We start from the raw sequence: 23,404 nt of genomic DNA on the forward strand, positions 1-23,404 counted from the left end.
GGAACCGCCCTCCTCAAGGCGGGCCGAACGATCAGCCGTCCGACCAGATCAGCGTCGACCCCAATTTTTTCTCGATCATTTCCAAAACCTTTCGAATTGTTACGGGTGCCGCAGCCGCAAAGCGGGATTCCGCAGCCGCAAAGAGACTCCCTGTGCAAAGCACACGTTTCAGTATAGCCAAGGAGGAAGGAGGAGATATCGTGAGCACCAGCCCTTCACAGCGAGAGCTGATGACCATGGCCGGGCTGAACCTGATTCAGCAGGCCCTGTCCATCTACGACAAGGACCTGAAGCTGGTGCAATGCAACAGCCGCTTTCGCGCCATGTTCGATCTGCCAGCCGAACTGGTGCGCCCCGGCGCACGTTTCGAGGACACGATACGTTTCCTTTGCGTGACAGGAGATTACGGCCCGATCGACGACCTTGAGGAGGCCGTGCGGATACGCGTCGAGAAGGCCCGAGCGTTTCAGCCCCACTACCTCGAACGGGTACGCTCCAACGGACGCGCCATCAGCGTGGAGGGCGCCCCGCTGGCCGAGGGCGGATGGGTTGCCGTCTACACCGACATCACCGACGTAAAGCGACAAGAGGGCCTGCTGCGCGCCAGATCCGAGGAGCTCTCGGATCAGCTTCTCACTCGCGCCGAGGAACTCTCTGCCGCCAACCGCAAGCTGCTCGCCACCAATGCGGTACTGGAGGAAACCCGGCGCGAACTTACCGAGATGGAAGCCCGCACGCGGCTGACAACCGAGATGATTCCCGCCCATATCGCCCATGTTTCGCCGGATCGGATCTATACCTACTCCAACCGGCGCCTGAACAGGATCATGCCCGGCCGGCCGGGCAACATCGTCGGAATGCATATCGCCGATGTCCTTGGCCACCAGGCCTATCAGGCTGTCCGCCCCTTTCTCGACGCCGCCTTCGAGGGGCGACCCTCGGTCTTCGAATTCACGGACGAGGCCAGCTCTCGCCGCATCCGCACCGCCCTGACACCGAATGGCCGCGAGGGCACCTACCTGCTTTCCACCGATATAACGGAAGAAAGCCAGACCCGCGCCGCCCTTCAACAGACGCGCCGCCGCGAGCTGGCCGCGCAGGTGACCTCCGGCATGGCCCATGACTTTGGCAACCTCCTGACCATCATCATGGGGCTTCAGTCACAGCTGGCGCGGTTCGAGCTGACCGAGTCGGCCCGCGACCTTGTCGAGGCGACACAGGGCGCCGCGCGGCGCGGGGGCCGGCTGCTGAACCGCATCGCGGACATGACCGGAGGGAGGGAACATGCACCGGGGCCGACCGACTGGTCGTCTTTCCTGAAGGATTTCGAGACCCTTGCCCGCTCTGCCCTGCCCGCCGGAATCGCCCTGCAGGTCGAGAACAGCCTGGGAGACCGAAGCCTCTGGCTTGACCCTGGCATGCTTCAGGACAGCCTGCTGAACCTTGTGCTCAACGCTCGCGACGCCATCGGGAAGGGACCGGGCCGCATCCGCCTGACAGCGACCAGCCAGCAGGATACCTGGCTGCGGCTGAGTGTGAGCGATACCGGCCCGGGCTTTTCCGATATGGCCTTGCAAAAGGCACTGACGCCCTTCTTCACAACCAAGGGTAGCGAAGGCTCCGGGCTGGGTCTGTCGATGGTCTATGACATGACGCAGCGCGCTGGCGGGCGGATGAAGCTGCGTAACAGCCCGGGCGGCGAGGTCACCTTGTCCTTGCCCTGGCGCGAAGTCCTGCCCGTGGTTCGGCCCGGGTTGGTCCTTCTGGTCGAGGACAACCCCGACCTGAGGCTCTCGGTCCGTACCATGCTGATTGCCGAGGGGTATTCCGTGATCGAGGCCAGTTCTGCTCAGGAAGCGGCGGAGCTCGCGGGCAAAGTCCCCGACCTCACGCTGATCCTGAGCGACCTGACACTGGAAGGGGGATCGACCGGTATCGACCTGCTCGACGCCCTGCCCCCCGAAGCTCCGACCTGCTGCATCATGACATCGCTGCGACAGGACCACCCGCTGCATCGCATCGCCCGCACCCGCGGGCCTGTACTGCAAAAGCCCTTTGATGCAGGGCAGTTGAGCATGTTCCTGAAAAAGGGAGACGTGGCCGCATGAGCGCCCCGACGATTGCCATACTGGACGACGAGCCCGCCATCCGCGGCATTCTGTCCACCGCGCTGGAGCAGGCAGGATTCCGCACCCGGGCCTTTGGGCGCGCAACGGAATTCGAGGCGGCCCTTCAGGCGTCTACCCCCGATCTCTGCCTCGTGGATCTGTCACTTCCGGACCGCGACGGCTTGACGCTCGTGCATCGGCTGGCGCTGGAGAAGGGGGCGACGGTGATCATCATCTCCGGGCGGGCGCAGGTGCAGGATCGGGTGACCGGACTGGAGCTCGGGGCAGACGACTATATCAGTAAACCCTTCGATCCTGCCGAAGTGGTGGCCCGGGTTCGCGCACGGCTGCGGCGGGATCGCCCCGTCGCGAGCGCCAGTCAGACCGCCCGCTTCAATGGCTGGGCGGCCCATTTCGATCGGTTCATGCTCGAAGATGACGCGGGCGCGGAAATCCCTGTTTCACATGCCGAGGCCGAGGTGCTTCGTCTCTTTCTTGAGCGCCCGAAGAGACTCGTCTCGCGGTCAACGATGCAGGAGGTCCTGGGTGGCGCCGCGGGAGAGAGTTTCGATCGGGCGATGGATGTCCGCATCTCCCGGCTGCGCACGAAACTGCGCGAAGACCCGAAAAACCCGCTCCTAATCAAGACGATATACGGTGCGGGCTATATCTTCCTCGGCGATGTCGACTGGGGTCAGCCCTGAGAGATCCCGGCCGCGATCTCCTCGACAGCCGCCGCCAGCACCTTCAGGCCGGCCACCAGGTCGGCCTCTGCCGTATCCTCGCCGAAGGCATGACTGATCCCGCCGATCGACGGCACGAAGAGCATGGCCACCGGCATCAGGCGAGAGAGGCTCGCCGCATCATGCAGCGCCCCCGACTGTATCTTGCGCCAGCGCCCCGGCAGCTGAGCTTCGGCTGCATCGGCGAGTGCCTTCTGAAACCCGGCATCCATTGGCACCGGCTCCAGCCCGAGCATACCAGTCGTCTCGAGACCGAAGCCCATGGCCTCGGCGACCTCGGAGGCTGTTTCGCGGATGATCTCTTCCATCCGGTCCAGGCGGTTCTTGTCCCCATCCCGCCATTGCATCGCAAAGCTGCAGCTGCCGGGCACAACGGAATGCGAGCCGGGATAGAGCTCGACATGCCCAGTGGTCCAGACCGTCTGCGGCGTCACCACGTTACGGAATCGCTCTTCGACAAGGGCCTGGAACCGCAGCATGCCCTTGAACGCATCCTTGCGCCGGTGCATCGGGGTGGTGCCTGCATGGTTCTGCTCGCCCGTGAAGGTAATGCGCATATCGCGGATACCCACGATATCGCTGACCACACCCACCGCTTCCCCCGCTTCATCCAGCCAGGGGCCCTGCTCGATATGGCACTCCACGAAGCCGGAAAATCGCGTGGGATCCACCTCGCCCGTCACCAGATCAGCCATCCGCGCACGACCTTCGGCAAAGCTTACGCCCGTGCTGTCGGTCAGCACATCGGCCTCGGAGAGTGTCGTGCGGCCAGACCAGACGCGGCTGCCGGTCATGACGCCGAAACGCCCCTCCTCGTCCTGGAAGGAAACCGCGGACACCGGCAGGCCAACCTCACGCGCCGCGCGGGCAAGCTCGAGGCCACAGATCACACCGAGGGCGCCGTCGAGCCAGCCCCCCTCGGGCTGTGTATCACTATGGGATCCAACGAGAATCGATTTGCCCGGCGCCAGACCCCAGACCGTCCCCACCGGATCGATTTCGGCCTGAAGACCGGCCGCGCCGAATTGCCCGGCCAGCCAATTGCGCGAGGCGATATCGGGGTTTGAATAGGCCCTGCGCACAACGCCCTTGCCAACGCCCGAGGCGCCGAAACTGCGCAGATGGTGCAGGTCGGCCAGGAAACGGTCGGGGTTCACGGGAATCATAGGGTGCCTCTTTGGTTGCTTGGCCCCTAGAAACACCCGATGTCGGTCGAAGGCAAATCACCGGCCTCAGCCGCCGCGGACCAGGTCGTCCTCATCATCTTGTGCGGACAGTCCAAGCGCCTCGAGACCGTTTTCCAGATGATCGGAAAGATGAGGCGTGCCAAGGAGATAATCCTCGGTCGGGCTGGACGCCTCGTTGCGCGCCGTTGCAATGGCCTCTTCAAGCTCCTCAGGGCCGAAGGCCTCGCGGCCGATCCACATGATGGCCACCAGGCTGGTCAGCTCGTCCTCGTTCAGTCCTTCCAGAAAGGCCCGCAATTCGCCTTCGGCACGGTTCAGCTCGCGTGCCATGAGGATGACATTGGCGACTTTGGTGATCGAGATTTCCAGCATGGCGGTTCCTCCTGTTGCACTTCAGCTTACCGCATTTCCCGCGCCCACGGTCCTTGATTTATCTCAATGTCAGGTTTTCGCGACATCATGCCCGAGGCTTTCCAGCGGGGTCGCATCGTCCGAGGTAAGCTCTTCGAAGTCGAAATTGTCGAGCTTCAACGCGCGTTTGCCGGCACGTTCCGCCGCCGTGCCGATGCCATCAAGGTCTCGCCGGGCCTGATCGAAATGGGTTTCGAGCTTGCCGACCCGCTCGACCACCAGCTCGACGTCGCGGTGCAGCAGGTGGAGCGTCTTGCGGATCGCGCCGGCCTGTTCACGCATGCGGGCGTCCTTGAGGATGGCACGCATGGTGTTCAGCGTCGCCATGCAGGTGGTCGGTGACACGATCCAGACCCGTGCGTTGAACCCCTCGCGTACCACGTCGGAGTAGTTCGCATGCAGCTCGGCATAGACCGCCTCGGAGGGCAGGAACATCAGCGCGCCGTCCGCCGTTTCGCCCTCGATAATGTAACGGTCTGAAATTGCACGGATATGCTGGCGCACGGCATTCCGGAACTGGGTCGCGGCCAGCCGCGTCTGATCACGGTTCTCGGCGGCACGCAGGGCTTCGTAGGGTTCCAGCGGGAACTTCGCATCGATGACGATGGGGCCCGGCGGGTTGGGCAGATGGATCAGGCAGTCGGCGCGGCGGCCATTCGACAGCGTGTGCTGGATCGAGTAGCTGTCGGAAGGCAGCGCCTTGGAGACGATGTCGTTCAGCTGGATCTCCCCGAAGGCACCGCGGGTCTGCTTGTTGGACAGGATATCCTGCAGGGAGAGCACGTCTCCCGAGAGCTTGGTGATATTTTCCTGAGCCTTGTCAATCATTTGCAACCGCTGCTGCAATTCAGCCAGGCGCTTGACCGTCTGTTCCGAGCCGCCTTGCAACTGGGCGTTCATCTTCTCCTGCATCTCGGAGAGGGAACGGGCCTGGCGCATGGCATTCTCGTGCAGACGGTCGTTCATCTGTTGCTGCACCTGGGCCATGCGGGCCTCCATGCTCTGCAGCATCTGTGCCTGACCATTGGTTTGCGCGTTGGAAACACTGGACAAATTCCCGGCGAGCCCCTCCTGTCCACGGGCCAGGCTCTCGACCGTGCGGGAGAGCTGATCCATCTGCCAGATCACCGGCTCGGCCGAGCGGCCCGCAGCACGGATAGAATAGACCAACAGAATCAAAAGGATGAGGAAAGCCAGCCCGCCGATCAACAGCGCCAGGACGAGCGGATCAGAGAGGGAGAGCGTGGTGCCGCCGAACTGGATCATGTGCGCCCGAAAAGCCGTTCTATATCAGAGAGTTGCAGCTCCACGTAGGTGGGGCGGCCGTGGTTGCACTGGCCGGAATGGGGCGTGGCCTCCATCTGGCGCAAAAGCTCATTCATTTCAGCCACTTGCATGCGGCGACCGGAGCGGATGGAGCCATGACAGGCGACGCGCGACAGGATCGCCTCGATCCGGGCCTGCAGGGTCATGGATTCGTTCTGATCGGCCAGCTCGTCGAGCACGTCGCGGATCAGCGCCTCGGCATTGATCTCGCCCAGGATCGCCGGCGTTTCGCGCACCGCTATGGCACCGCCGCCGAAGGGCTCGACATGCAGGCCAAGGCGCGCGAGATCCTCTGCCGCATCAAGCAGACTCTGCGCATCCCCTTGTGAAAGCTCGATAATTTCCGGGATTAGCAGGGCCTGAGAGGCCACGCCATTCTCGGCCATCTGCTTCTTCAGACGCTCGTAGACCAGCCGCTCATGGGCCGCGTGCTGATCGACGACGACCATGCCGCGGGTAGTCTGGGCGATGATGTAATTCTCGTGCACCTGCGCCCGGGCAGCGCCGAGGGGGTATTCCTCGAGCGGCCTTTCATTGGGGCGTTCGATGGCTTCTTCGGGCAGTTCAGCACGGGCCGAAGGGGCGCTGTCGAGGCCCGAAAAGCCGGATTCGTAACCCTCTGAAAAGCCGGGATTCTGACGTCGGTATTGCGTCGGTATTACGTCGGTATCGCGTCGGTGCGAAATCGCGGAATAGCCGCCGCCCGACGGCGCGGAATAATCGCGCTGATAGGTGGTCGGGCGCCCTTCCGGAGTAAGCAGCGGCTCTGGCCGGAAGGCGCCGAGCGTGGCGCCGGCAACGGTGGTAGAGGCGCGGTGGCCGGCCTCGGCCAGGGCATGGCGCAGCCCGGAGACGATCAGCCCGCGCGCGGTGCCGGGATCACGGAAGCGAACCTCGGATTTCGCGGGGTGCACGTTGACGTCGACCAGCACCGGATCGCAGTCGATGAAGAGCGCCGCCGCCGGGTGACGATCGCGCGACAGGAAATCGAAATAGGCGGCGCGCAGGGCGCCGGTGAGCAGCTTGTCGCGGACCGGGCGGCCGTTCACGAAGAGGAACTGCGCCACGGCGGCGCCCCGCGAATAGGTGGGCAGCGCGGCATAGCCGGTCATGTGCAGACCATCGCGGGTGGCGTCGATGCGCAAGGCGTTCTCGGCGAACTCGCGACCGAGGATATTGGCGAGCCGCCCGTGCAGGGCATCGAACATGTCGCCGGTCTCGGCATCGGCGCGGAAGATTACCCGCGGCTCGCCCCCCTTGCCGGCCGCGCCGCCGGAGGCATCGCGCAGCGTGAAGCCGACGAAGGGCTCGGCCATGGCCAGGCGCTTGATGGTATCGGTGACGGCCTGCATCTCGGCCCGGTCGGTGCGCAGAAACTTGAGCCGGGCGGGGGTGGCATAGAAGAGATCGCGCAGCTCGACCACGGTGCCCTGGTTGAGGGCGGCGGGGCGCACCGGATCGGCGCGGCCACCGGAGACGCGGATCTCGGCGGCGTCATGGCCGGTGGCGCGCGAGGTCAGCGTGAGCCGGCCCACGGCGGCCAGCGAGGGCAGCGCCTCGCCCCGGAAACCGAAGGTGTGGATGTTCAGCAGGTCGGAGCCGTCGATCTTGGACGTGGCATGGCGCGAAAGGGCGAGCGGCAGGGCCTCCGGCGCGATGCCGCAGCCGTCATCCTTGACCCGGATCAGGGTCTTGCCGCCATCGGCCACCGTCACCTCGATCCGCATCGCGCCGGCGTCGAGGGCGTTCTCGACCAGCTCCTTGACGGCAGAGGCCGGGCGCTCGACCACCTCGCCGGCGGCGATGCGGTTGACGGCGGCCTCGTCCAGCTGACGGATGACGGGGGCGGTTTCGCGTATGTTGGGGTCTGGGCGGTGCATGACCCAAGACTTAGCACGGGTGATGCGAGTCGGGAACGGGTCGGGATGCGATAAGCTGTGGATAGCCGCCCGATGGTTTACGCCAGCCGGGCCGGTTGTCAGCCGGGTTCCGCCGGCAGGAAGGCCGCGGGGGCGCCGGCGAGGCTGGAGAGACAGAGCACACGGTCGGCCTGAAGCGCATGGGGCGAGAGGTAGACGGAGACATCGGCCCAGGCGGGGAATTGCACGGCGCGGATCATCGTGGGGTTGTCCGCCCCGAGACAGGGGCCGGCGAGAAACCATGCCTCGTCCGCGATGGCGGCGAAATCGACGAGGTAGATGCGCACCTGGGTGCTGCCCTCGTCGGGGGCAAAGGCCACGGGGGCGGCGAGTGCCGTGGTCTGGGCCAGCCCCGCCCCCGGTGTCAGGGCCAGCAGGGCGAGACAGCAGAGGGCGGGAGGGGCAATGCGCATGGTTCAGCTCTTCTGATGCTGGCCGGTGGCGGCCTCGTACCAGTCACGGATCGCCTTGCGCTCCTCCGGCTCGATATAGCTGACGTTGGCGGGCGGCATGGCGTGGCTGAGGCCCGCCTGAAGGTAGATCGCCCGCGCGTTGCGGGTGATGTTGGCCGCCGTGTCGAGACGCACGCCCTTGGGCGCCCAGAGGATGCCGTCATAGAAGGGCTCGGCGTTGTGGCACATGGAGCAGCGGCCCATGACAATGTCATGGACCTGCTCGAAACCGTCGGCCTGGGCATATTGCGTCAGCAGGCCGGCCTCGGGATCTTCGTCGTCGGTCATCCAGAGAGGCGCGGTCGAGAGCCACATGACGATCAGGAAGAGGATCGCGGTGACCAGCCAGGTCCAGTAGGGGACCTTCTTGCGCGCATGCATGGAGTTGAAGAAGTGGCGGATGGTGACGCCCATCAGGAAGACCAGCGACGCGATGATCCAGGTGTACTGGGTGCCGAAGGCCAGCGGGTAGTGGTTGCTGAGCATCATGAAGATGACCGGCAGCGTCAGGTAGTTGTTGTGGGTCGAGCGCTGCTTGGCGATCTTGCCGTACTTGGCATCGGGGGTTCGGCCTGCCTTGAGGTCGGCGACCACGATGCGCTGGTTCGGCATGATGATGAAGAAGACGTTGGCCGTCATGATGGTTGCGGTAAAGGCCCCCAGCATCAGCATCGCCGCACGCCCGGCAAAGACATGCGTATAGAACCAGGCCAGAGCGACGAGGATCACGTAGAGCGCCAGCATCAGCCGGGTGTTGTTGTCACCGAACTTCGACTTGCAGATGCGGTCGTAGACGATCCAGCCCAGCACGAGCGACCCGGCAGAGATGCCGATGGCCTGGAACTTGTTCAGGTCCATGACCGCGGGGTCGATCAGGTAGAAGTCCGCGCCCAGGTAATAGACCAGGCAGAGCAGCGCGAAGCCCGAGAGCCAGGTCGAATAGCTCTCCCATTTGAACCAGATGAGGTCATCCGGCATCCGGTCGGGCGCCACGAGGTATTTCTGCACGTGGTAGAAGCCGCCGCCGTGGACCTGCCATTCCTCGCCATCCGCCCCGGAGGCGAGATTGCGGTCACGATGCAGGCCGAGATCGAGCGCGATGAAGTAGAAAGAAGAGCCGATCCATGCGATTGCCGTGATGACATGCGTCCAGCGCACCGCGAATTCCAGCCATGCCCCGATTGCGGTCAGGTCATACATTTTGGTGTCCCTCGTTATTCTTATGTCCCCGAAACTACCGCCGCGGGGCGACAGCGGCAATCTTCGGTTTTGCAACACGGGGGTGCGTCTGGCGGTACGGTTCGGAAACGTGCAGATCGCCCCTTGCCCAGGCGTTGAATTCCACTATCTGAATATGAAAGGTGCCTCCCTGGCGCCGATTACGGGATCAAGATGAAGGAGACCCTGATGTTCACCCTGACCAGCCCCTCTCGCGGGCCCGGATCGCCCCGCGTGCATGGGTTCTACGACAAGGCCAGCGGTTCGGTGCAATATGTCGCCGTCGACGAGGCCACGAAACGGGCAGCGCTGATCGACGTCGTGCAGGATTTCGATCCGCGCAGCGCGGGCACCTCGATGGCCTGCGCGCAGGAGATTCTCGATTTCGTCGCCCGTGAAGGGCTGACGGTGCAATGGGTGCTGGACACCCACCCCCACGCGGATCACCTGATGGCCTCGCACTGGCTGAAGGAAAAGACCGGCGCGCCCAACGGCATCGGCGCCAAGGTGGCCGAGATCGCCGAACTGTGGCGCGGCATCTACAACGCGCCGGAGGCCTTCGACGTGGAGAACGACTTTGACCACCTCTTCTACGACGGCGAGACCTTTGCGCTCGGCGAGCTCGAGGTGCGGGTGATGCTGTCGCCCGGCCATACGCTGGGCTCGGTCACCTATGTGATCGGCGACGCGGCCTTTGTGCACGACACGCTGATGCACGTGGACGTGGGTTCATCGCGGGCGGATTTCCCCGGCGGGTCCGCCGCCGATCTCTGGGCCTCGATCCAGGAGATCCTGTCGCTGCCCGACGAAACGCGGCTGTTCATCGGCCATGATTATGCGCCGGTGAAGGAGCGCAAGGAGCCTGCCTGGGAGGCCACGGTGGCCGAGCACCGTGCGCACAACCCGCACCTGGCCGGCAAGAGCGAGGCCGAGTTCATCGCCCTGCGCGAGGCCCGCGACGCCACGCTGCCCCTGCCCGACCGGATGCTGCATGCGCTGCAGGTGAACCTGCGCGCCGGCAAGCTGCCCGAGCCCGAGGCCGATGGACGAAGCTATTTCAAGATTCCGGCCAACCGGTTCTGAAACCGAAATCCCGAAAGGCAGAGCCCCTGCCGCAAGCCAAAGGACAGCAGCATGAAGACCGAAGACGTGAACGGCGCCACACTGGAAACATGGACCCCCGACGAGGTGCAGGCCGCGCTCGACACCCGCAAGATCGTCCTGATCGACGTGCGCACCCCGCAGGAGTTCATGTTCGAGCACATCGAGGGAGCCTTTCTGATGCCGATGGCGTTTTTCACCCCCGAGGCCCTGCCCGGCCAGAGCGACAAGCGCATCGTGCTGCACTGTGGATCGGGCGTGCGGTCCGACAGGATGGCGCGCAAGTCGCTTGCCGCCGGAGTGGAGAAGATCGCCCACATGGAGGGCGGCTTTGGTGCCTGGAAGGCCGCGGAGAAGCCCCATATCGGCACTGACATGGCCACCGGCGGCCCGGTGAAAAAAGGCTGAGAAGGACAGAGGGGGGCGGCAACGCCCCCTTTTGCCGCCTAGCGGACCCGGGCGTAGAGCGCGCAGTCGCGCGGCTCGTCCGAGACGTTGGGATGGATGAAGTAGCGCCGCAGGGTGCCCTCGCGCGTCATGCCGGCCTTTTCCATCACCCGGGCCGAGGCCGGGTTCTCGAGATCGCAGAAAGCCTCGGCCCGAAAGATGGCCGGATGCGAAAGGGCATGCCCGACGAGCCAGCTCAGCACCTCGCGGGCGCAGCCCTGCCCCCAGGCCGCGTGACAGAGCACGTAGCCATAGTTCAGGCCCCGCGCGGACAGATGCGGGTGGAACATGCCCGATCAGCTCCTCCGGCCGCTGCCTGTCAAAGACGACGGAGGGAAAGCCGCGGCGCTTTCCAGGAAGGCGCGGGTTTCGCCGACATCGGTATGAGGACGCCAGCCAAGGCAGCGCGTGACGCGGCTGTCGGTCGCGTAGCTGTCGAAGATGGCCTGTGCATCACCGACCCGCACCCTGCGAAGGTGATAGCGGGCGGTCTCGAACTGCTCGGGAAGGGTATAGGGGCGGGTCATGCGGGTATCCTGGGAGAACAGCGCGGCGCGGCAAGGCACGGCCGGCGCATTGCAGCGGGCCGGCAGCCGTGCGCCTGTATTTTTTCGTGTCGTTTCTTCGCCCCATGGCAGCGCCGGGGCCCCGCAACCGCACTTCCTGCCTTACACCTTCGAGACAGGTGGAGCAGACTCCGACCAAGTGAAACGGTGCGCCGCCCCGGCAAGGGCCCGGGCGGCGCAGCTCTGGAGACCCAAGACATGACGACACACGAGGGCATCGCCCTGCCCGGCTATGCCGACATCGAAGCCGCTGCCGCGCGCATCCGCGCGGGCGTCGTGCGAACGCCCCTGCTGGAATCGCCCCGCCTCTCGGCCGAGGCGGGCATGCGGATCCTGGTGAAGCCCGAGGGGCTGCAACCGACCGGATCGTTCAAGATCCGCGGCGCGATGAACAGGGTCGCGGCCCTGACGGAGGAGGAAAAGGTGCGCGGTATCGTGGCTCGCTCCTCCGGCAACCACGGGCAGGCGCTGGCCCTGGCCGGGGCGGCAGCGGGCGTGTCTGTGGTGGTCGTGGTGCCGGCGTCGGCCCCCGCGATCAAGGTGCAGATGATCCGCGACCTTGGCGCGCGGGTGGTGCAGGTGCCCAAGGCCGAGCTGACCCGGGCGGCCCTGCGCATCCAGGAAGAAGAGAACCGGATCTTCGTGCCGCCGGCAGATGACTTTCACGTGGTGGCCGGCGCCGGCACGGTCGCGCGGGAGATCTTTGAACAGGCCGCGGAGATCGGCCTGCAGGTGGATACGCTGATGGCGAGCTGCTCCGGCGGTGGGCTGACCGCGGGCAGCCTGTTGTCGCGCGACGCGCTGAGCCCCGCCACGGAGATCGTCGCGGTGGAGGCCGAGGGCTTTGAGAAGATGGCCAATTCGCTGCGTGCCGGGCGGCAGGTGGACCTTGAGCCCGGCGGTCAATCGATCTGCGATGCGATCAACGGGCTGTTCACGGCGCGCATCCCCTTCGGGATCCTGCGTGACGCAGACATCGGCCTGACCAGCGTGAGTGACCTGGGCGCCATGGAGGCGATGCGGATCGCAGCGCAGGATTTCGGCCTGATCGTCGAGCCGGGGGCGGCAGTGGGCCTGGCGGCGGCGCTGCGGGCCTCGGCGGTGCATGAGGGCAAATGCGTGGTGGTCATCCTGTCCGGGCGCAACGTGGACCCGGAACTCCTGCGGGACGCAATGGTCGCGACGCCAAGGACGACGGAATAGGGCCCCCAGAAAAAAGGCCCGGGCATGTCTGCCCGGGCCAGTCATCAGACTGAATTGGAAGGAAGAATTCAGCCCTTTGCGAATTCCGGATATGCTTCCATACCCAGTTCGGCCATGTCGAGACCCATGAGCTCGTCCTCTTCGGAGACGCGCAGGCCCATGATGCCCTTGAGGATCAGCCAGACAACGGCGGAGACCACGAAGGTGAAGACACCAACGACGATGATACCGTAGAGCTGGGCGCCGATGGTGGCGTCGGGGTTGGTGAAGACAACCGCGATGGTGCCCCAGATACCGCAGACGAGGTGGACCGGGATGGCGCCGACGACGTCGTCGATCTTCATCTTGTCGAGCATCGGGACCACGAAGACCACGATCACGCCACCGATCATGCCGATGATGGTTGCGGCACCGATGGAGGGGGTCAGCGGCTCTGCGGTGATGGAGACGAGGCCGGCAAGGGCGCCGTTCAGCACCATGGTCAGGTCGACCTTCTTGTAGACCAGCTGGGTGACGATCATGGCAGCAACGGCACCGCCGGCGGCAGCAGCGTTGGTGTTGACCATGATGCGGCCCACGTCGGCCACGTCACCGATCGAACCCATGGCGAGCTGGGAACCACCGTTGAAGCCGAACCAGCCGAGCCACAGGATGAACGTACCCAGGGTGGCGAGGGTCAGGTTGGAACCGGGGAACGCGGTGACCTTGCCGTCCTTGTACTTGCCAAGGCGCGGGCCGAGGATGATGGCGCCGGCGAGAGCGGCCCAGCCACCCACGGAGTGCACGACGGTCGAACCGGCGAAATCGAGGAAGCCTGCTTCGTCGAGGAAGCCGCCGCCCCATTTCCAGGATGCGGAGATCGGGTAGATCAGCGACGTCAGGATGACCGTGAAGATCATGAAGGGCCAGAGCTTGATGCGTTCTGCCAGGGTACCGGAAACGATCGAGGCGGTGGCGCCACAGAACATGACCTGGAAGAAGAAGTCCGAGGAGGTCGAGGCATAGCCGTAGTCGTCGGCGGCATCGGCGGTCACGCCGACAGCTTCGAGGACCGCGGGGCCCCAGACGCCGGAGAGCACGCCGTCAATGGCCCAGGTGCCCAGCGGGTACATCAGGTTGTAGCCGATCAGGTAGTAGAAGATCGAGGCCAGCGAGAAGAGCGCGACGTTCTTGGTGCACTGCATCGCGACGTTCTTGGAACGCACGAGGCCTGCTTCGAGCATGCCGAAGCCCGCAGCCATGAAGAACACCAGGAAGCCACCGATCAGCAGCAGCAGCGTGTTCAGGATGAACACGGTGTCCGTGGGCACGGCGGCCGGCGCAGCAGCTTCGGCCACTTCGGCCGCTTCCTGCGCGAAGCCCATGCTCGGCAGCGCGATAATCGCTGCGGCAAGGCCCAGTTTCGTAACGGTTTTCATTAGTTGAGTTCCTTTCCCTGTCCGCTGGCGCTCAGAGTGCGTCGTCGTTGGTTTCGCCGGTCCGCACACGAACGGCCTGCTGGATGTCCAGCACGAAGATCTTGCCGTCGCCGATTTTCCCGGTCTTGGCAGTGGTGGTGATGGTCTCGACGACCTGGTCGGCCATGGCGGCCGTCACTGCGATCTCGAGCTTGATCTTCGGCACGAAGTTCACCGCGTATTCTGCACCGCGATAGATTTCGGTGTGGCCGGACTGAGAACCGAAGCCCTTGATTTCCGTCACCATCATCCCGCGCACGCCGATCTCGGTCAGCGCCTCGCGGACCTCCTCGAGCTTGAACGGTTTGATTGTTGCAATGATCAGTTTCACTACTATCCCCTTCCTTAATGCGGGTCCGGGCCCGCAGTTTGGCAATCGCAGATAAGCGTCGCGGCACCCACATGAGGAACAGAGGGCCCTGTCGGCTAGGGGAAAATGCGTCGGGGGCGCCACTTTTTTCGACAGTTTTGCCGAAATGCATCATTTTTATGCAGATCAAAAACACTCTATCCAAAATGTGATGTCTCAACATTGGGTCGCAAAACCTGTAGGGTGCCATAAAACGACAAAGTGGCTCGGGCAGGGCAATACATGAGTGAATCAGGACGCAGGACACCGCCTCTGGTGGCCGACAAGCGTTATGCGACCAGCAAGCGTACCTCTGGCGGCGCCCCTTCCGGGGCAGGCAAGCCCCGTGCGAGCGGCACGGGCGGCTCCGGCAGTTCGGCCCCAAGGAAACCTGCGCCTCCCAAGAAGGCCCCTCCGAAGAAGAGCAGCGCCAGCCCCAAGCGCGCGGCACCGCAAAAGGCCGCGCGCAATGGTGGAAGCGGCGGCAAGGGCGGCGGTGGCCGTGGCGGCAAGGCCGGGGGCAATGGCGGCGGCCGGCACCGCAACCCGATCATCGCGGCGGTCCTGGGCTTCATTGGCCTGATCCTGTCGCTGATCTGGCGGATCTCCTGGCGGCTGGTGGCCGTGGGCGCGGCCATCGTGCTGATTGCCGCGGGCATCACCGCGATGACCCTGCCGGCCCCCGAAGAGCTCTATGACGGGCGCACCCATGGCTCTGTCACCATGCTGGACGACACTGGCCAGGTCTTTGCCTGGCGGGGCGACCAGTTCGGCGGCGGCGTGGATGCGAACTCGGTCTCGCCCAACCTGCGCAACGCCATCGTCGCCACCGAGGACCGGCGTTTCTACAAGCACTTCGGTGTCAGCCCGCGCGGCATTGCCAGCGCTGTCGCGATCAACCTGCGCGAAGGCCGCGGGCCGCTCTCGGGGCACGGCGGCTCGACCATCACCCAGCAGACCGCGAAGCTGCTGTGCATGGGCACGCCCTATGATCCGAAGAAGTGGAAGAACGAAGCGGCCTATGAGGCCGACTGTCGCCAGACCACCCTGTGGCGCAAGGCCAAGGAAGCAATCTATGCCATCGCGATGGAGATGCGTTACACCAAGAACGACATCCTGACGATCTACATGAACCGCGCCTACCTGGGCGAAGGCACCCGCGGCTTCGAGGCCGCCAGCCAGCGCTACTTCGGCAAGTCCGCCGCCAATGTCGATCCGGCCGAGGCCGCGATGCTGGCCGGCCTGCTGGTGGCGCCGACTCGCTATGCCCCCACCAACAACCTGGCCCGGAGCCAGAACCGCGCCACCGTGATCGTGGGTCTGATGGAGGACCAGGGTTATCTGACCCACGCCCAGGCCGAAGAGGCCCGCGCCCACCCCGCCGAGCTGTCGAAGGCCGCGCAGGAGCAATCGGGGGGCTATTTCGCCGACTGGATCATGTCGTCCGGTCCCGATTTCCTGACCCACAAGTCGACCGCCGACGCAGTCTTCCGCACCACGCTGGATCCCCGCATCCAGCAGGCCGCCGAGGACGCCGTGACCGAGATCTTCTCGAACAAGGTCAGGGAAGGATCCAAGGCGCAGACCGCCGTTGTGGTGATGAGCCCGGACGGGGCAGTGCGCGCCATGGTCGGCGGGCGCAACGTCAAGGGCGGCGGCGTGTTCAACCGGGCCACCCAGGCGCTGCGCCAGACGGGATCGAGCTTCAAGCCGTTCGTGTATGCCACTGCGCTGGAACTCGGCTGGCATTACAACGACATGGTCGACGACAGCCCGCTGACCATCGACATTCCCGGCTCGGGTCCCTGGAGCCCGGAAAACTATGACCACCAGTTCCGCGGCCCCGTGCCGCTGGAGGAAGCGCTCTACAAGTCACTGAATATCCCCGCCGTGCGCGTGGCCGAGGCCGCGGGCCTGGACAACGTGCGCCGGGTGGCCAGCGACTTCGGCATCGAGAGCGACCTGGCTCAGGGCCCGGCGCTGGCGCTCGGCGCCTCCGAAAGCACGCTGATCGAGATGGTGGGTGCCTATGCCGGGATCCTGAACGGCGGGTCCTCCGTAACCCCCTATGGCATCCAGGACGTGACCCTGCAGGGCGACGACGAGCCCCTGATGGGCAGCGACGGTGGCATCGGCGAACGGGTGATCCGCCAGGATGCGGCGCGCGAACTGATCTACATGATGCACCAGGTGGTGACCAAGGGATCAGGCCGTCGTGCCGCCGTCGACGGGGTGGAGATCGCCGGCAAGACCGGCACCACGCAGGCTGCCCGCGATGCCTGGTTCGTCGGCTTCTCGGCCGATTACGTGGTGGGCGTGTGGATGGGCTATGACGACAACACCCCCCTGACCGGCGTGACCGGTGGCGGCCTGCCGGCCGAGATCTTCCACGCGACCATGTCGCGGGTGATGGACGGCCTGGAACCGAAGCCCCTGCCGATGCTGCGCCCGGAACCGGCCCCGAGTCGCGCCATCGCCGGCAACACCGACAGCCAGGGCCAGCGCCGCAACGAAAGCGTCATCGAACGCGCAATCAAGGATATCTTCGGCCTGAACTGAGGGTCGGAGACCGGAACGGAAAAAGGCGGCGCCCCTGCTGGAGCGCCGCCTTTATTCATGCGCAGAGCCGCGCAGAGCGCGCCGTGCAAGATCAAGGGCCCTGCCCGCACTGGCGGACAGGGCCCTTGATCATGTGCAACATGCCTGGCGACGCGTGCCTTGCCGGCGCGATCAGCCGGCCTTTTTCAGGGCCTGCGTCAGGCCGCCGATGTCACCGCGATTGGCGTCCAGCATGGCCCCGATCTCATCCCGTTCGGTCAGGCGCATCGAGATGCCCTCGATGAAGAGATCGAAGAAGAGATCCTTGCCCGATCGGTCCGAAACCAGGAACTTGACGTCGAAGGGGGCCTGCCCCTTGAGGTTGGCGGTGGCGTCGACCTCGACCCAGCTCTTCACCGGACGGGCGCCCTTGACGATGATCTCGCCGCCGATGAACTCGCGGAAGCGCTTGCCGTACTTGCGGGCGATATAGCCCTGGAAGGCCTGGGTATAGGCGGCGAGCTGCTGGGCATTGAAGCTGCGGGCCGCGGGGCCGAGGCAGGACTGCGCAATGATGCTGACATCGGCATAGCGGGCAAAGAGACGCTCGAAATCGGCGATCATCGCGGATTCGGACTGACCCGAGGCGATGATGCGGTTGATCTCGGTCACGACGGTATTCACCAGCTGTTCGGCCTGCCCGGTGGAGAGGGCGAAGGCCGGACGCGGCAGGACCATCGGCGCGGCCGCAAGGGCCGCGGCAGCCGCGATGAAACCGCGGCGGCTCAGGTTACTGGATGTCGTACGGGTCTTGGTAGGAAGTGGCATAGGGGTCATCATAACTTTCGGCCTCTGGTTCACCATAGGGGTCGCCGTAGGGGTCGGCATAAGGATCATCGTAAGCGGCATCGGCACCCGGGCGAGCGGCGCCGATCTGTTTCAGTTTGCTCAGTTCGTAACGCCGATTCTGCAGGTAGATCGACCGCAACTGCGCATAGCTGTCGGCGCTGTCGTATAGCAGGGCGTCGACGGAATCGGCGTACTTGCCGCGCTCCCCGACGGTCGAGGCCGCGCGCGCCGCGGTGCCGATGTATTGATCGGTGCCGCCCAATACAATGCCGACCGGGTCCATAAGGATGTCGACGACCTTGCCGAAGGCATCACGTTCCGTTGAGGGCCCCAGCCCCGGCAGGGTGAGATAGGCCCCCTCGGGCACGCCCCAGATATAGAGAGTCTCGCCGAAGTCGGTCTCGGGGTCGGGCACGCCCCAGAGCGTCGCCGCGTCGATCAGCCCGCCGATACCCACGGTGGAGTTCAGCGCGAAACGGAAGGTATTGGTCAGCGCATCCTGGAAGTTGCCCTGAAGCACGTTGTTCACAACGTCGGTGGGCGTGGTGAGGTTCTTGCCGAAGTTGCTGACCATGTCGCCGACGGGCTCTGGCACGATGGTGACATAGGTCACGCCGGCCGGCCGCAGCAGCGCGCTGTCGATCGCCTTGTTCAATTCATGAGTGTGCCGGTTCGTGTCCTCGTAGGGATCGTAGAACATCTGTGTCGGCGCATCCGGGTCAGGCGTGCTGCAGCCTGCCGTGACCACCACGGCCGAAACCGCGAGCAGGGAAAACATGGAGCGGGCACCGAAACGGGAACGGGTCATGGCAGAATGCTGGAACATGGCTGGTGACAATCGTCTCAAATCTGATGTTTTCCGGAGTGTGGTAAACGACCCGGTTTATCTAATCCTTAAAATCAGTCGCGCCATAAGACCACAGGTGTCTCGATCAACTTGTCACCGATCGGCAACAGGCGCTGCCGCCCTGGGGTTGGCCCGTCTGCCGGAAGACTATGCGCTTGGACGAGAACGGGAAACCCGCAATTCGCGATAAAGGGTGGTGGCGAATGACGCCGGACAGGCAAAAACAGGCTGGTGCCGAAGAACTTCGCGCGGTTCGCCGCCGAAGCCGTTCCCTTTTCTGGGCCGTGGGCATTTTTTCCATCTTTGCCAACCTGCTCATGCTGACCGGTCCGTTCTACATGCTGCTTGTCTATGACAGGGTCATGACCTCGCGCTCGGTCGAGACTTTGCTGGCGCTGACCGGACTGGCGGCCTTTCTCTTTGCCGTCATGGGGGTGCTGGAGCTGAGCCGCGCAAGGATTCTTACCCGAATCGGGGCGCGGTTTCAGGCCGACCTCGATGACCGCGTCTATGACGCGGCGCTGCGCCGCGCGGCGCTGCGGCCCGATCCCGCCGCCGATACCGCGCTGAGCGATCTCGAGGCGGTGCAGCGGCTGCTGGCCTCGCCGGTGGTGCCCGCAGCCTTCGACCTGCCCTGGACACCGCTCTTCCTGGGGGGAATCGCACTCTTTCATCCTCTTCTGGGGCTTCTGGCCCTGACCGGCGGCGGCGTCCTGGTGCTGGTTGCGATACTGAACCGGATGCTGGGTCAGCCGCCCCAGGCCCGCGCCCTGGATGCAACGGTCGCGGCCCAGGCCCAGGCCGACCAGATGCGTGCCGAGGCTGGCATGATCCGCGCCATGGGCATGGGAGAGGCCGTCGCCCGCCGCTGGCAGGGGCATCGAGGCAGGGCCCTCGACAGCCAGGTGACCTCCTCCGACGTGACGTCGGGCTTTTCCGCGCTGACGCGCACCCTGCGGCTCTTCCTGCAATCGGCCATGCTGGGGCTGGGGGCCTGGCTTGCCATGACCGGGCAGGTTTCCGCGGGGGCGATGATCGCCGGGTCGATCCTGCTCGGCCGGGCCCTGACCCCGGTAGAGGTGCTGATCGGCCAATGGCCCGTCGTCCAAAGGGCCCAGCGGGGCTGGTCCAACCTGTCGGGGCTGCTGGGCAGCACGCCGGTGGCACCGCCACGCACGGCCCTGCCCCGGCCCGCGGCCGAACTGGAGGCCGTGCAGGCCACGATCCTGCCACCGGGCCAGAACAATGCCGCCCTGCGCATGCTGAGCTTTGCCGTCTCGCCCGGGCAGGCCGTGGGGGTGATCGGGCCCTCCGGCGCGGGCAAATCCACCCTGGCGCGGGCCCTGACCGGCGCCTGGCCCTGTGCCGGCGGCAAGATCCGCCTGGGCGGCGCAGCCCTCGATCAATATCCCCCTGCCGAACTGGGCCAGCTGATCGGCTACCTGCCGCAGCGGGTCGAATTGTTCGACGGGACGATCGCCGAGAATATCGCCCGCATGGCAGAGGTGCCGGATGACGCCCTGGTGGTCGCCGCAGCGCAACGCGCCGACGCTCACGACATGATCCTGAAGATGCCGGAAGGGTATGACACCCGGGTCAGCGCCCATGGCGGGCGGCTCTCTGGCGGACAGATCCAGCGGATCGGCCTGGCCCGGGCGATGTACGGAAATCCGGTCGTCCTGGTGCTGGACGAGCCGAACTCGAATCTGGACAACGAGGGCAGCGAGGCCCTGAACGCCGCGATCCGAACCATGAAGGAGGAGGGCCGCGCAGTGCTGATCATGGCCCATCGCCCCGCGGCGATCCGCGAATGCGACCTGCTGCTGGTGCTGGACGGCGGCGCACGCGTGGCCTTTGGGCCCCGCGACGAGGTGCTGCGGAAGGTGGTGCAGAACCATGAGCACATCCAGAGGGCCAGTGGCGGAGGAGGCGTAAGATGAGAAAGGATCGCTATTCCGCGCAAGGCCCGCTTTTGCTGGGTGTGGTCACGTTGATCCTGCTGGTGGGCGGTTTCGGCAGCTGGTCCGCGCTGACCCGGATCGCCGGCGCGATCATCGCCCCGGGGCAGATCGAGGTGGAGAGCAACCGGCAGATCGTGCAGCACCCGGACGGCGGCGTGGTGGAGGAGATCCTGGTGAGCGAGGGCCAGGAGGTGGAGGCCGGGCAGATCCTGCTGCGACTCGATCCGGTTCAGCTGGAGTCGGATCTGGCGATCGTCGAGGGGCAGCTCTACGAGTTGATGGCCAGGCGCGGACGGCTCGAGGCGGAGCGCGACGACCGCGACACCATCAGTTTCGACCCGGCACTGGCGGCCGCGGCCGGGCTGAACAGCGAGGTTGCCGAATTGCTGACCGGACAGCGGCGCCTGCTGAGCGCGCGAGCGGAGAGCCGCGGCCAGGCCCGTGAGCAGATGGAAAAGCGCATCGGGCAGATCGACAGCCAGATCGACGGGATCGACGCGCAATACGAGGCGCTTGGCCTCCAACTTTCGCTGGTCGCGCGCGAATTGGCGACGCAGCAAGCCCTGCTGGGCAAGGGGCTGACGCAGGTGTCGCGGGTGCTGGCGCTGGAACGTGAGGAGGCACGGCTTCGTGGTGCCCTTGGCGACCTCACGGCGCGCAAGGCCGAGGCGCAGGGCAAGATCACCGAATACGAGCTTGAGATCATGAAGCTGGAGAGTACCCGCCGGCAGGATGCGATCACGGAATTGCGCAACCAGCAGTACCGCGAGCTCGAACTGGCGGAGCGGCGGCGCAGCCTGAAGGACGAGATGGAGCGGCTTCAGATCACGGCGCCGGTCTCCGGCGTGGTCTACGGGCTGACGGTCTTCGCTCCGCGGTCGGTGGTCCGGCCGGCGGAACCTGTGCTCTACCTGGTGCCGCAGGACCGGCCCCTTGTGATCACCGCCAAGGTGGAACCGATCCACGTGGATACGCTGCGCCTGGAACAGCCTGTCTTGCTGAGGTTTTCGGCTTTTGACCGGCGCACCACACCGGAGCTGAACGGTCACCTGATGCAGATCTCGGCAGATGCCTTTACCGACGAGGCCACGGGCCGCGCCTACTACCGGGTGCAGGTGCGGATCGATGACGGCGAACGCGAGCGCCTGCCCGCGGGGCTGACGCTGATCCCGGGCATGCCGGTGGAGGCCTTCATCCGCACCGACGACCGGACGCCGCTGGCCTATCTGGTGAAACCGGTGACGGATTACTTTGCCAAGGCCTTCCGGGAGACGTGATATCGCGCCGCCGCTGACACGATCCTGTCACATCCGCGTGCCATAGGGGCGCAAGCGCCGACCCGGCGGAGACCTCCGCAGAGTTCGTCGCGCGAGCTGGATACCCATGCCATCCCCGATTGCAATCGCGGTTGCAATCCCGGCGTGGGCCGCTAGCGTCGCCGCGATATTTCCAGGAGGTTCTCTCATGAGCAACGCAATCGAAACCCGCCTGGCGGAAATGGGCATCACCCTGCCCGAAGCCGCCGCCCCCGCAGCCAACTACGTGCCCTTCGTGCAGGTCGGCAACCTGGTCTTCGTGTCCGGCCAGGTCAGCCAGGATGCCAACGGCCTGGTCAAGGGCGTGCTTGGCGACGACATGGACGTCGATGCGGGCGCCGCGGCTGCCAAGCTCTGCGGGATCAGCCTGCTGGCCCAGGCCAAGGCGGCCTGCGGCGGCGACCTCTCGAAACTGAAGCGCGTGGTCAAGCTGACCGGCTTCGTCAACTCGACCAAGGAATTCGGCGACCAGCCCAAGGTGATCAACGGCTGCTCGGACTTCCTGGTGGAGGCCCTTGGCGATGCCGGGCGTCACTCGCGCTCGGCCGTCTCGGCCGGTGGCCTGCCCTTCGGCGTCGCCGTCGAGATCGAAGCGATCTTTGAACTGGAGTAAATGATGCAAAGCCCGTCCCTGCCTGCCGCCTTCCTCAAGGCGCCCATTGCCCACCGCGCCTATCACGACAAGGCGGGCGGGCGGCCGGAGAACAGCCGCGAGGCGGTTCTGGCGGCGGCAGAGGCGGGCTATGGCATCGAGATCGACCTGCAGCCCTCGCGCGACGGCGTGCCGATGGTCTTTCACGACTACGACATGGAGCGCCTGACCGGCGAGACGGGCGAGATCAACGCCCGCGATGCCGCAGAGCTCTCGGCCATTCCGCTGCTCGGTGGTGCCACCGGCATCCCCACCTTTGCCGAGGTGCTGGAGCTGGTGGCGGGCCGCGTGCCTCTGCTGGTCGAGATCAAGGACCAGGATCGCGCCATGGGGCCCGCCCTGGGGGACCTGGAAGCCGCCGCCGCAAAGGTGGCAGAGGGATACGCGGGGCCGATCGCCTTCATGTCCTTCAACCCGCATTCGGTCGCGAAGATGGCCGAATGTGCCCCCGACACCCCCCGGGGCATCACCACCTGCGGCTATGACACCCATGATTGGGACCCGCTCGATCCGGCCTGGCGAGCAGAGTTGCGCGACATCGCAGCCTTTGCGAAAACCGGGGCGTCCTTTATCAGCCACGAAGCCTCCGACCTCGACCGCGCCCGGGTAAAGGCGCTGAAATCACAAGGTTTCCCGATCCTCTGCTGGACCATCCGAAGTGCCGGGGACGAGGCTGCCGCGCGGCAGATTGCCGATAATGTGACCTTCGAACACTATCAGGCCGTCATTCCCGCTTGATCCCCGCCCCTGCGGG

The 23,404-nt window shown here is 65.3% G+C and carries 22 protein-coding genes; 10 read left to right on the top strand and 12 right to left on the bottom strand.

Annotated features, from left to right (window positions below):
• The first annotated feature begins 230 nt into the window (after positions 1-230).
• Both AC0WR5_RS18000 and AC0WR5_RS18005 read left to right on the top strand, forming a co-directional pair.
• Positions 231-2,108: a PAS-domain containing protein gene (locus AC0WR5_RS18000; RefSeq protein ID WP_475869061.1), complete on the top strand. Its 1,878-nt coding sequence runs from the start codon at positions 231-233 to the stop codon at positions 2,106-2,108.
• The gene (locus tag AC0WR5_RS18005) at positions 2,105-2,812 is read left to right on the top strand and encodes a response regulator transcription factor (protein WP_475865181.1); all 708 of its coding nucleotides are present in this window, start codon (positions 2,105-2,107) and stop codon (positions 2,810-2,812) included. The genes AC0WR5_RS18000 and AC0WR5_RS18005 overlap by 4 nt, the downstream gene beginning before the upstream one ends.
• Here the strand turns inward: AC0WR5_RS18005 and AC0WR5_RS18010 are convergent.
• From AC0WR5_RS18010 to AC0WR5_RS18035, 6 genes are all read right to left on the bottom strand, one after another.
• On the bottom strand, positions 2,803-4,017 hold the full coding sequence (locus AC0WR5_RS18010; protein ID WP_475865182.1) for a hydantoinase/carbamoylase family amidase: 1,215 nt from the start codon (positions 4,015-4,017) through the stop codon (positions 2,803-2,805). The genes AC0WR5_RS18005 and AC0WR5_RS18010 overlap by 10 nt on opposite strands.
• A gap of 66 nt (positions 4,018-4,083) precedes the next feature.
• Positions 4,084-4,410, bottom strand: a complete 327-nt coding sequence (locus tag AC0WR5_RS18015; RefSeq protein ID WP_475865183.1) for a DUF3775 domain-containing protein — start codon at positions 4,408-4,410, stop codon at positions 4,084-4,086.
• Positions 4,411-4,479: 69 nt separating this feature from the next.
• Positions 4,480-5,715: a DNA recombination protein RmuC gene (locus tag AC0WR5_RS18020; RefSeq protein ID WP_475865184.1), complete on the bottom strand. Its 1,236-nt coding sequence runs from the start codon at positions 5,713-5,715 to the stop codon at positions 4,480-4,482.
• Positions 5,712-7,655 (bottom strand): DNA mismatch repair endonuclease MutL, encoded by a 1,944-nt coding sequence (mutL, locus tag AC0WR5_RS18025; RefSeq protein WP_475865185.1) that lies wholly within the window; start codon positions 7,653-7,655, stop codon positions 5,712-5,714. The genes AC0WR5_RS18020 and mutL overlap by 4 nt, the downstream gene beginning before the upstream one ends.
• A gap of 98 nt (positions 7,656-7,753) precedes the next feature.
• Positions 7,754-8,107 carry a hypothetical protein gene (locus AC0WR5_RS18030; RefSeq protein ID WP_475865186.1) on the bottom strand — a complete coding sequence of 118 codons (354 nt, stop codon included), beginning with the start codon at positions 8,105-8,107 and terminating at the stop codon, positions 7,754-7,756.
• 3 nt (positions 8,108-8,110) lie between these two features.
• Complete coding sequence (locus AC0WR5_RS18035) at positions 8,111-9,346, bottom strand: urate hydroxylase PuuD (RefSeq protein ID WP_475865187.1); 1,236 nt, start codon at positions 9,344-9,346, stop codon at positions 8,111-8,113.
• A gap of 207 nt (positions 9,347-9,553) precedes the next feature.
• Between AC0WR5_RS18035 and AC0WR5_RS18040 the strand changes: the two genes are divergently transcribed.
• Entirely contained in the window at positions 9,554-10,447 is an 894-nt protein-coding gene (locus AC0WR5_RS18040) for an MBL fold metallo-hydrolase (protein WP_475865188.1), read from the top strand.
• A gap of 51 nt (positions 10,448-10,498) precedes the next feature.
• Positions 10,499-10,873, top strand: a complete 375-nt coding sequence (locus AC0WR5_RS18045) for a rhodanese-like domain-containing protein (RefSeq protein WP_475865189.1) — start codon at positions 10,499-10,501, stop codon at positions 10,871-10,873.
• 38 nt (positions 10,874-10,911) lie between these two features.
• Here AC0WR5_RS18045 and AC0WR5_RS18050 read toward each other — a convergent pair whose 3' ends face one another.
• Both AC0WR5_RS18050 and AC0WR5_RS18055 read right to left on the bottom strand, forming a co-directional pair.
• Positions 10,912-11,202, bottom strand: coding sequence for a GNAT family N-acetyltransferase (locus AC0WR5_RS18050; protein WP_475865190.1), 291 nt, complete (start codon positions 11,200-11,202; stop codon positions 10,912-10,914).
• Positions 11,203-11,208: 6 nt separating this feature from the next.
• Positions 11,209-11,439 (bottom strand): hypothetical protein, encoded by a 231-nt coding sequence (locus AC0WR5_RS18055; protein WP_475865191.1) that lies wholly within the window; start codon positions 11,437-11,439, stop codon positions 11,209-11,211.
• Positions 11,440-11,676: 237 nt separating this feature from the next.
• Here AC0WR5_RS18055 and AC0WR5_RS18060 point away from each other — a divergent pair, with 237 nt between their 5' ends.
• On the top strand, positions 11,677-12,681 hold the full coding sequence (locus AC0WR5_RS18060) for a threonine ammonia-lyase (RefSeq protein ID WP_475865192.1): 1,005 nt from the start codon (positions 11,677-11,679) through the stop codon (positions 12,679-12,681).
• 68 nt (positions 12,682-12,749) lie between these two features.
• Here AC0WR5_RS18060 and amt read toward each other — a convergent pair whose 3' ends face one another.
• Positions 12,750-14,099 carry an ammonium transporter gene (gene amt / locus AC0WR5_RS18065; protein WP_475865193.1) on the bottom strand — a complete coding sequence of 450 codons (1,350 nt, stop codon included), beginning with the start codon at positions 14,097-14,099 and terminating at the stop codon, positions 12,750-12,752.
• A gap of 31 nt (positions 14,100-14,130) precedes the next feature.
• Entirely contained in the window at positions 14,131-14,469 is a 339-nt protein-coding gene (locus tag AC0WR5_RS18070) for a P-II family nitrogen regulator (protein ID WP_119400263.1), read from the bottom strand.
• A 261-nt stretch (positions 14,470-14,730) separates the two neighbouring features.
• On the opposite strand from AC0WR5_RS18070, the gene AC0WR5_RS18075 reads away from it, so the two are divergent.
• Positions 14,731-17,046, top strand: a complete 2,316-nt coding sequence (locus AC0WR5_RS18075) for a transglycosylase domain-containing protein (RefSeq protein ID WP_475865194.1) — start codon at positions 14,731-14,733, stop codon at positions 17,044-17,046.
• A gap of 171 nt (positions 17,047-17,217) precedes the next feature.
• Here the strand turns inward: AC0WR5_RS18075 and AC0WR5_RS18080 are convergent, their stop codons facing one another.
• A complete protein-coding gene (locus AC0WR5_RS18080; protein WP_475865195.1) occupies positions 17,218-17,853 on the bottom strand; it encodes an MlaC/ttg2D family ABC transporter substrate-binding protein in 636 nt (211 codons plus the stop codon).
• Positions 17,816-18,682 carry an MlaA family lipoprotein gene (locus AC0WR5_RS18085; protein WP_475865196.1) on the bottom strand — a complete coding sequence of 289 codons (867 nt, stop codon included), beginning with the start codon at positions 18,680-18,682 and terminating at the stop codon, positions 17,816-17,818. Before AC0WR5_RS18085 ends, AC0WR5_RS18080 begins: the two co-directional genes overlap by 38 nt.
• Before the next feature lie 242 nt (positions 18,683-18,924).
• Between AC0WR5_RS18085 and AC0WR5_RS18090 the strand changes: the two genes are divergently transcribed.
• The 4 genes from AC0WR5_RS18090 to AC0WR5_RS18105 all read left to right on the top strand — a co-directional run bounded on the left by AC0WR5_RS18090 (position 18,925) and on the right by AC0WR5_RS18105 (position 23,388).
• Positions 18,925-20,661, top strand: a complete 1,737-nt coding sequence (locus AC0WR5_RS18090) for a type I secretion system permease/ATPase (protein ID WP_475865197.1) — start codon at positions 18,925-18,927, stop codon at positions 20,659-20,661.
• The gene (locus AC0WR5_RS18095) at positions 20,658-21,959 is read left to right on the top strand and encodes an HlyD family type I secretion periplasmic adaptor subunit (protein ID WP_475865198.1); all 1,302 of its coding nucleotides are present in this window, start codon (positions 20,658-20,660) and stop codon (positions 21,957-21,959) included. The genes AC0WR5_RS18090 and AC0WR5_RS18095 overlap by 4 nt, the downstream gene beginning before the upstream one ends.
• 187 nt (positions 21,960-22,146) lie before the next feature.
• Positions 22,147-22,611, top strand: a complete 465-nt coding sequence (locus tag AC0WR5_RS18100) for a RidA family protein (RefSeq protein ID WP_475865199.1) — start codon at positions 22,147-22,149, stop codon at positions 22,609-22,611.
• A gap of 3 nt (positions 22,612-22,614) precedes the next feature.
• Positions 22,615-23,388, top strand: a complete 774-nt coding sequence (locus AC0WR5_RS18105) for a glycerophosphodiester phosphodiesterase family protein (RefSeq protein ID WP_475869063.1) — start codon at positions 22,615-22,617, stop codon at positions 23,386-23,388.
• Positions 23,389-23,404: the final 16 nt, after the last annotated feature.

This window comes from Pseudooceanicola sp. DL12 (genome assembly GCF_056270665.1).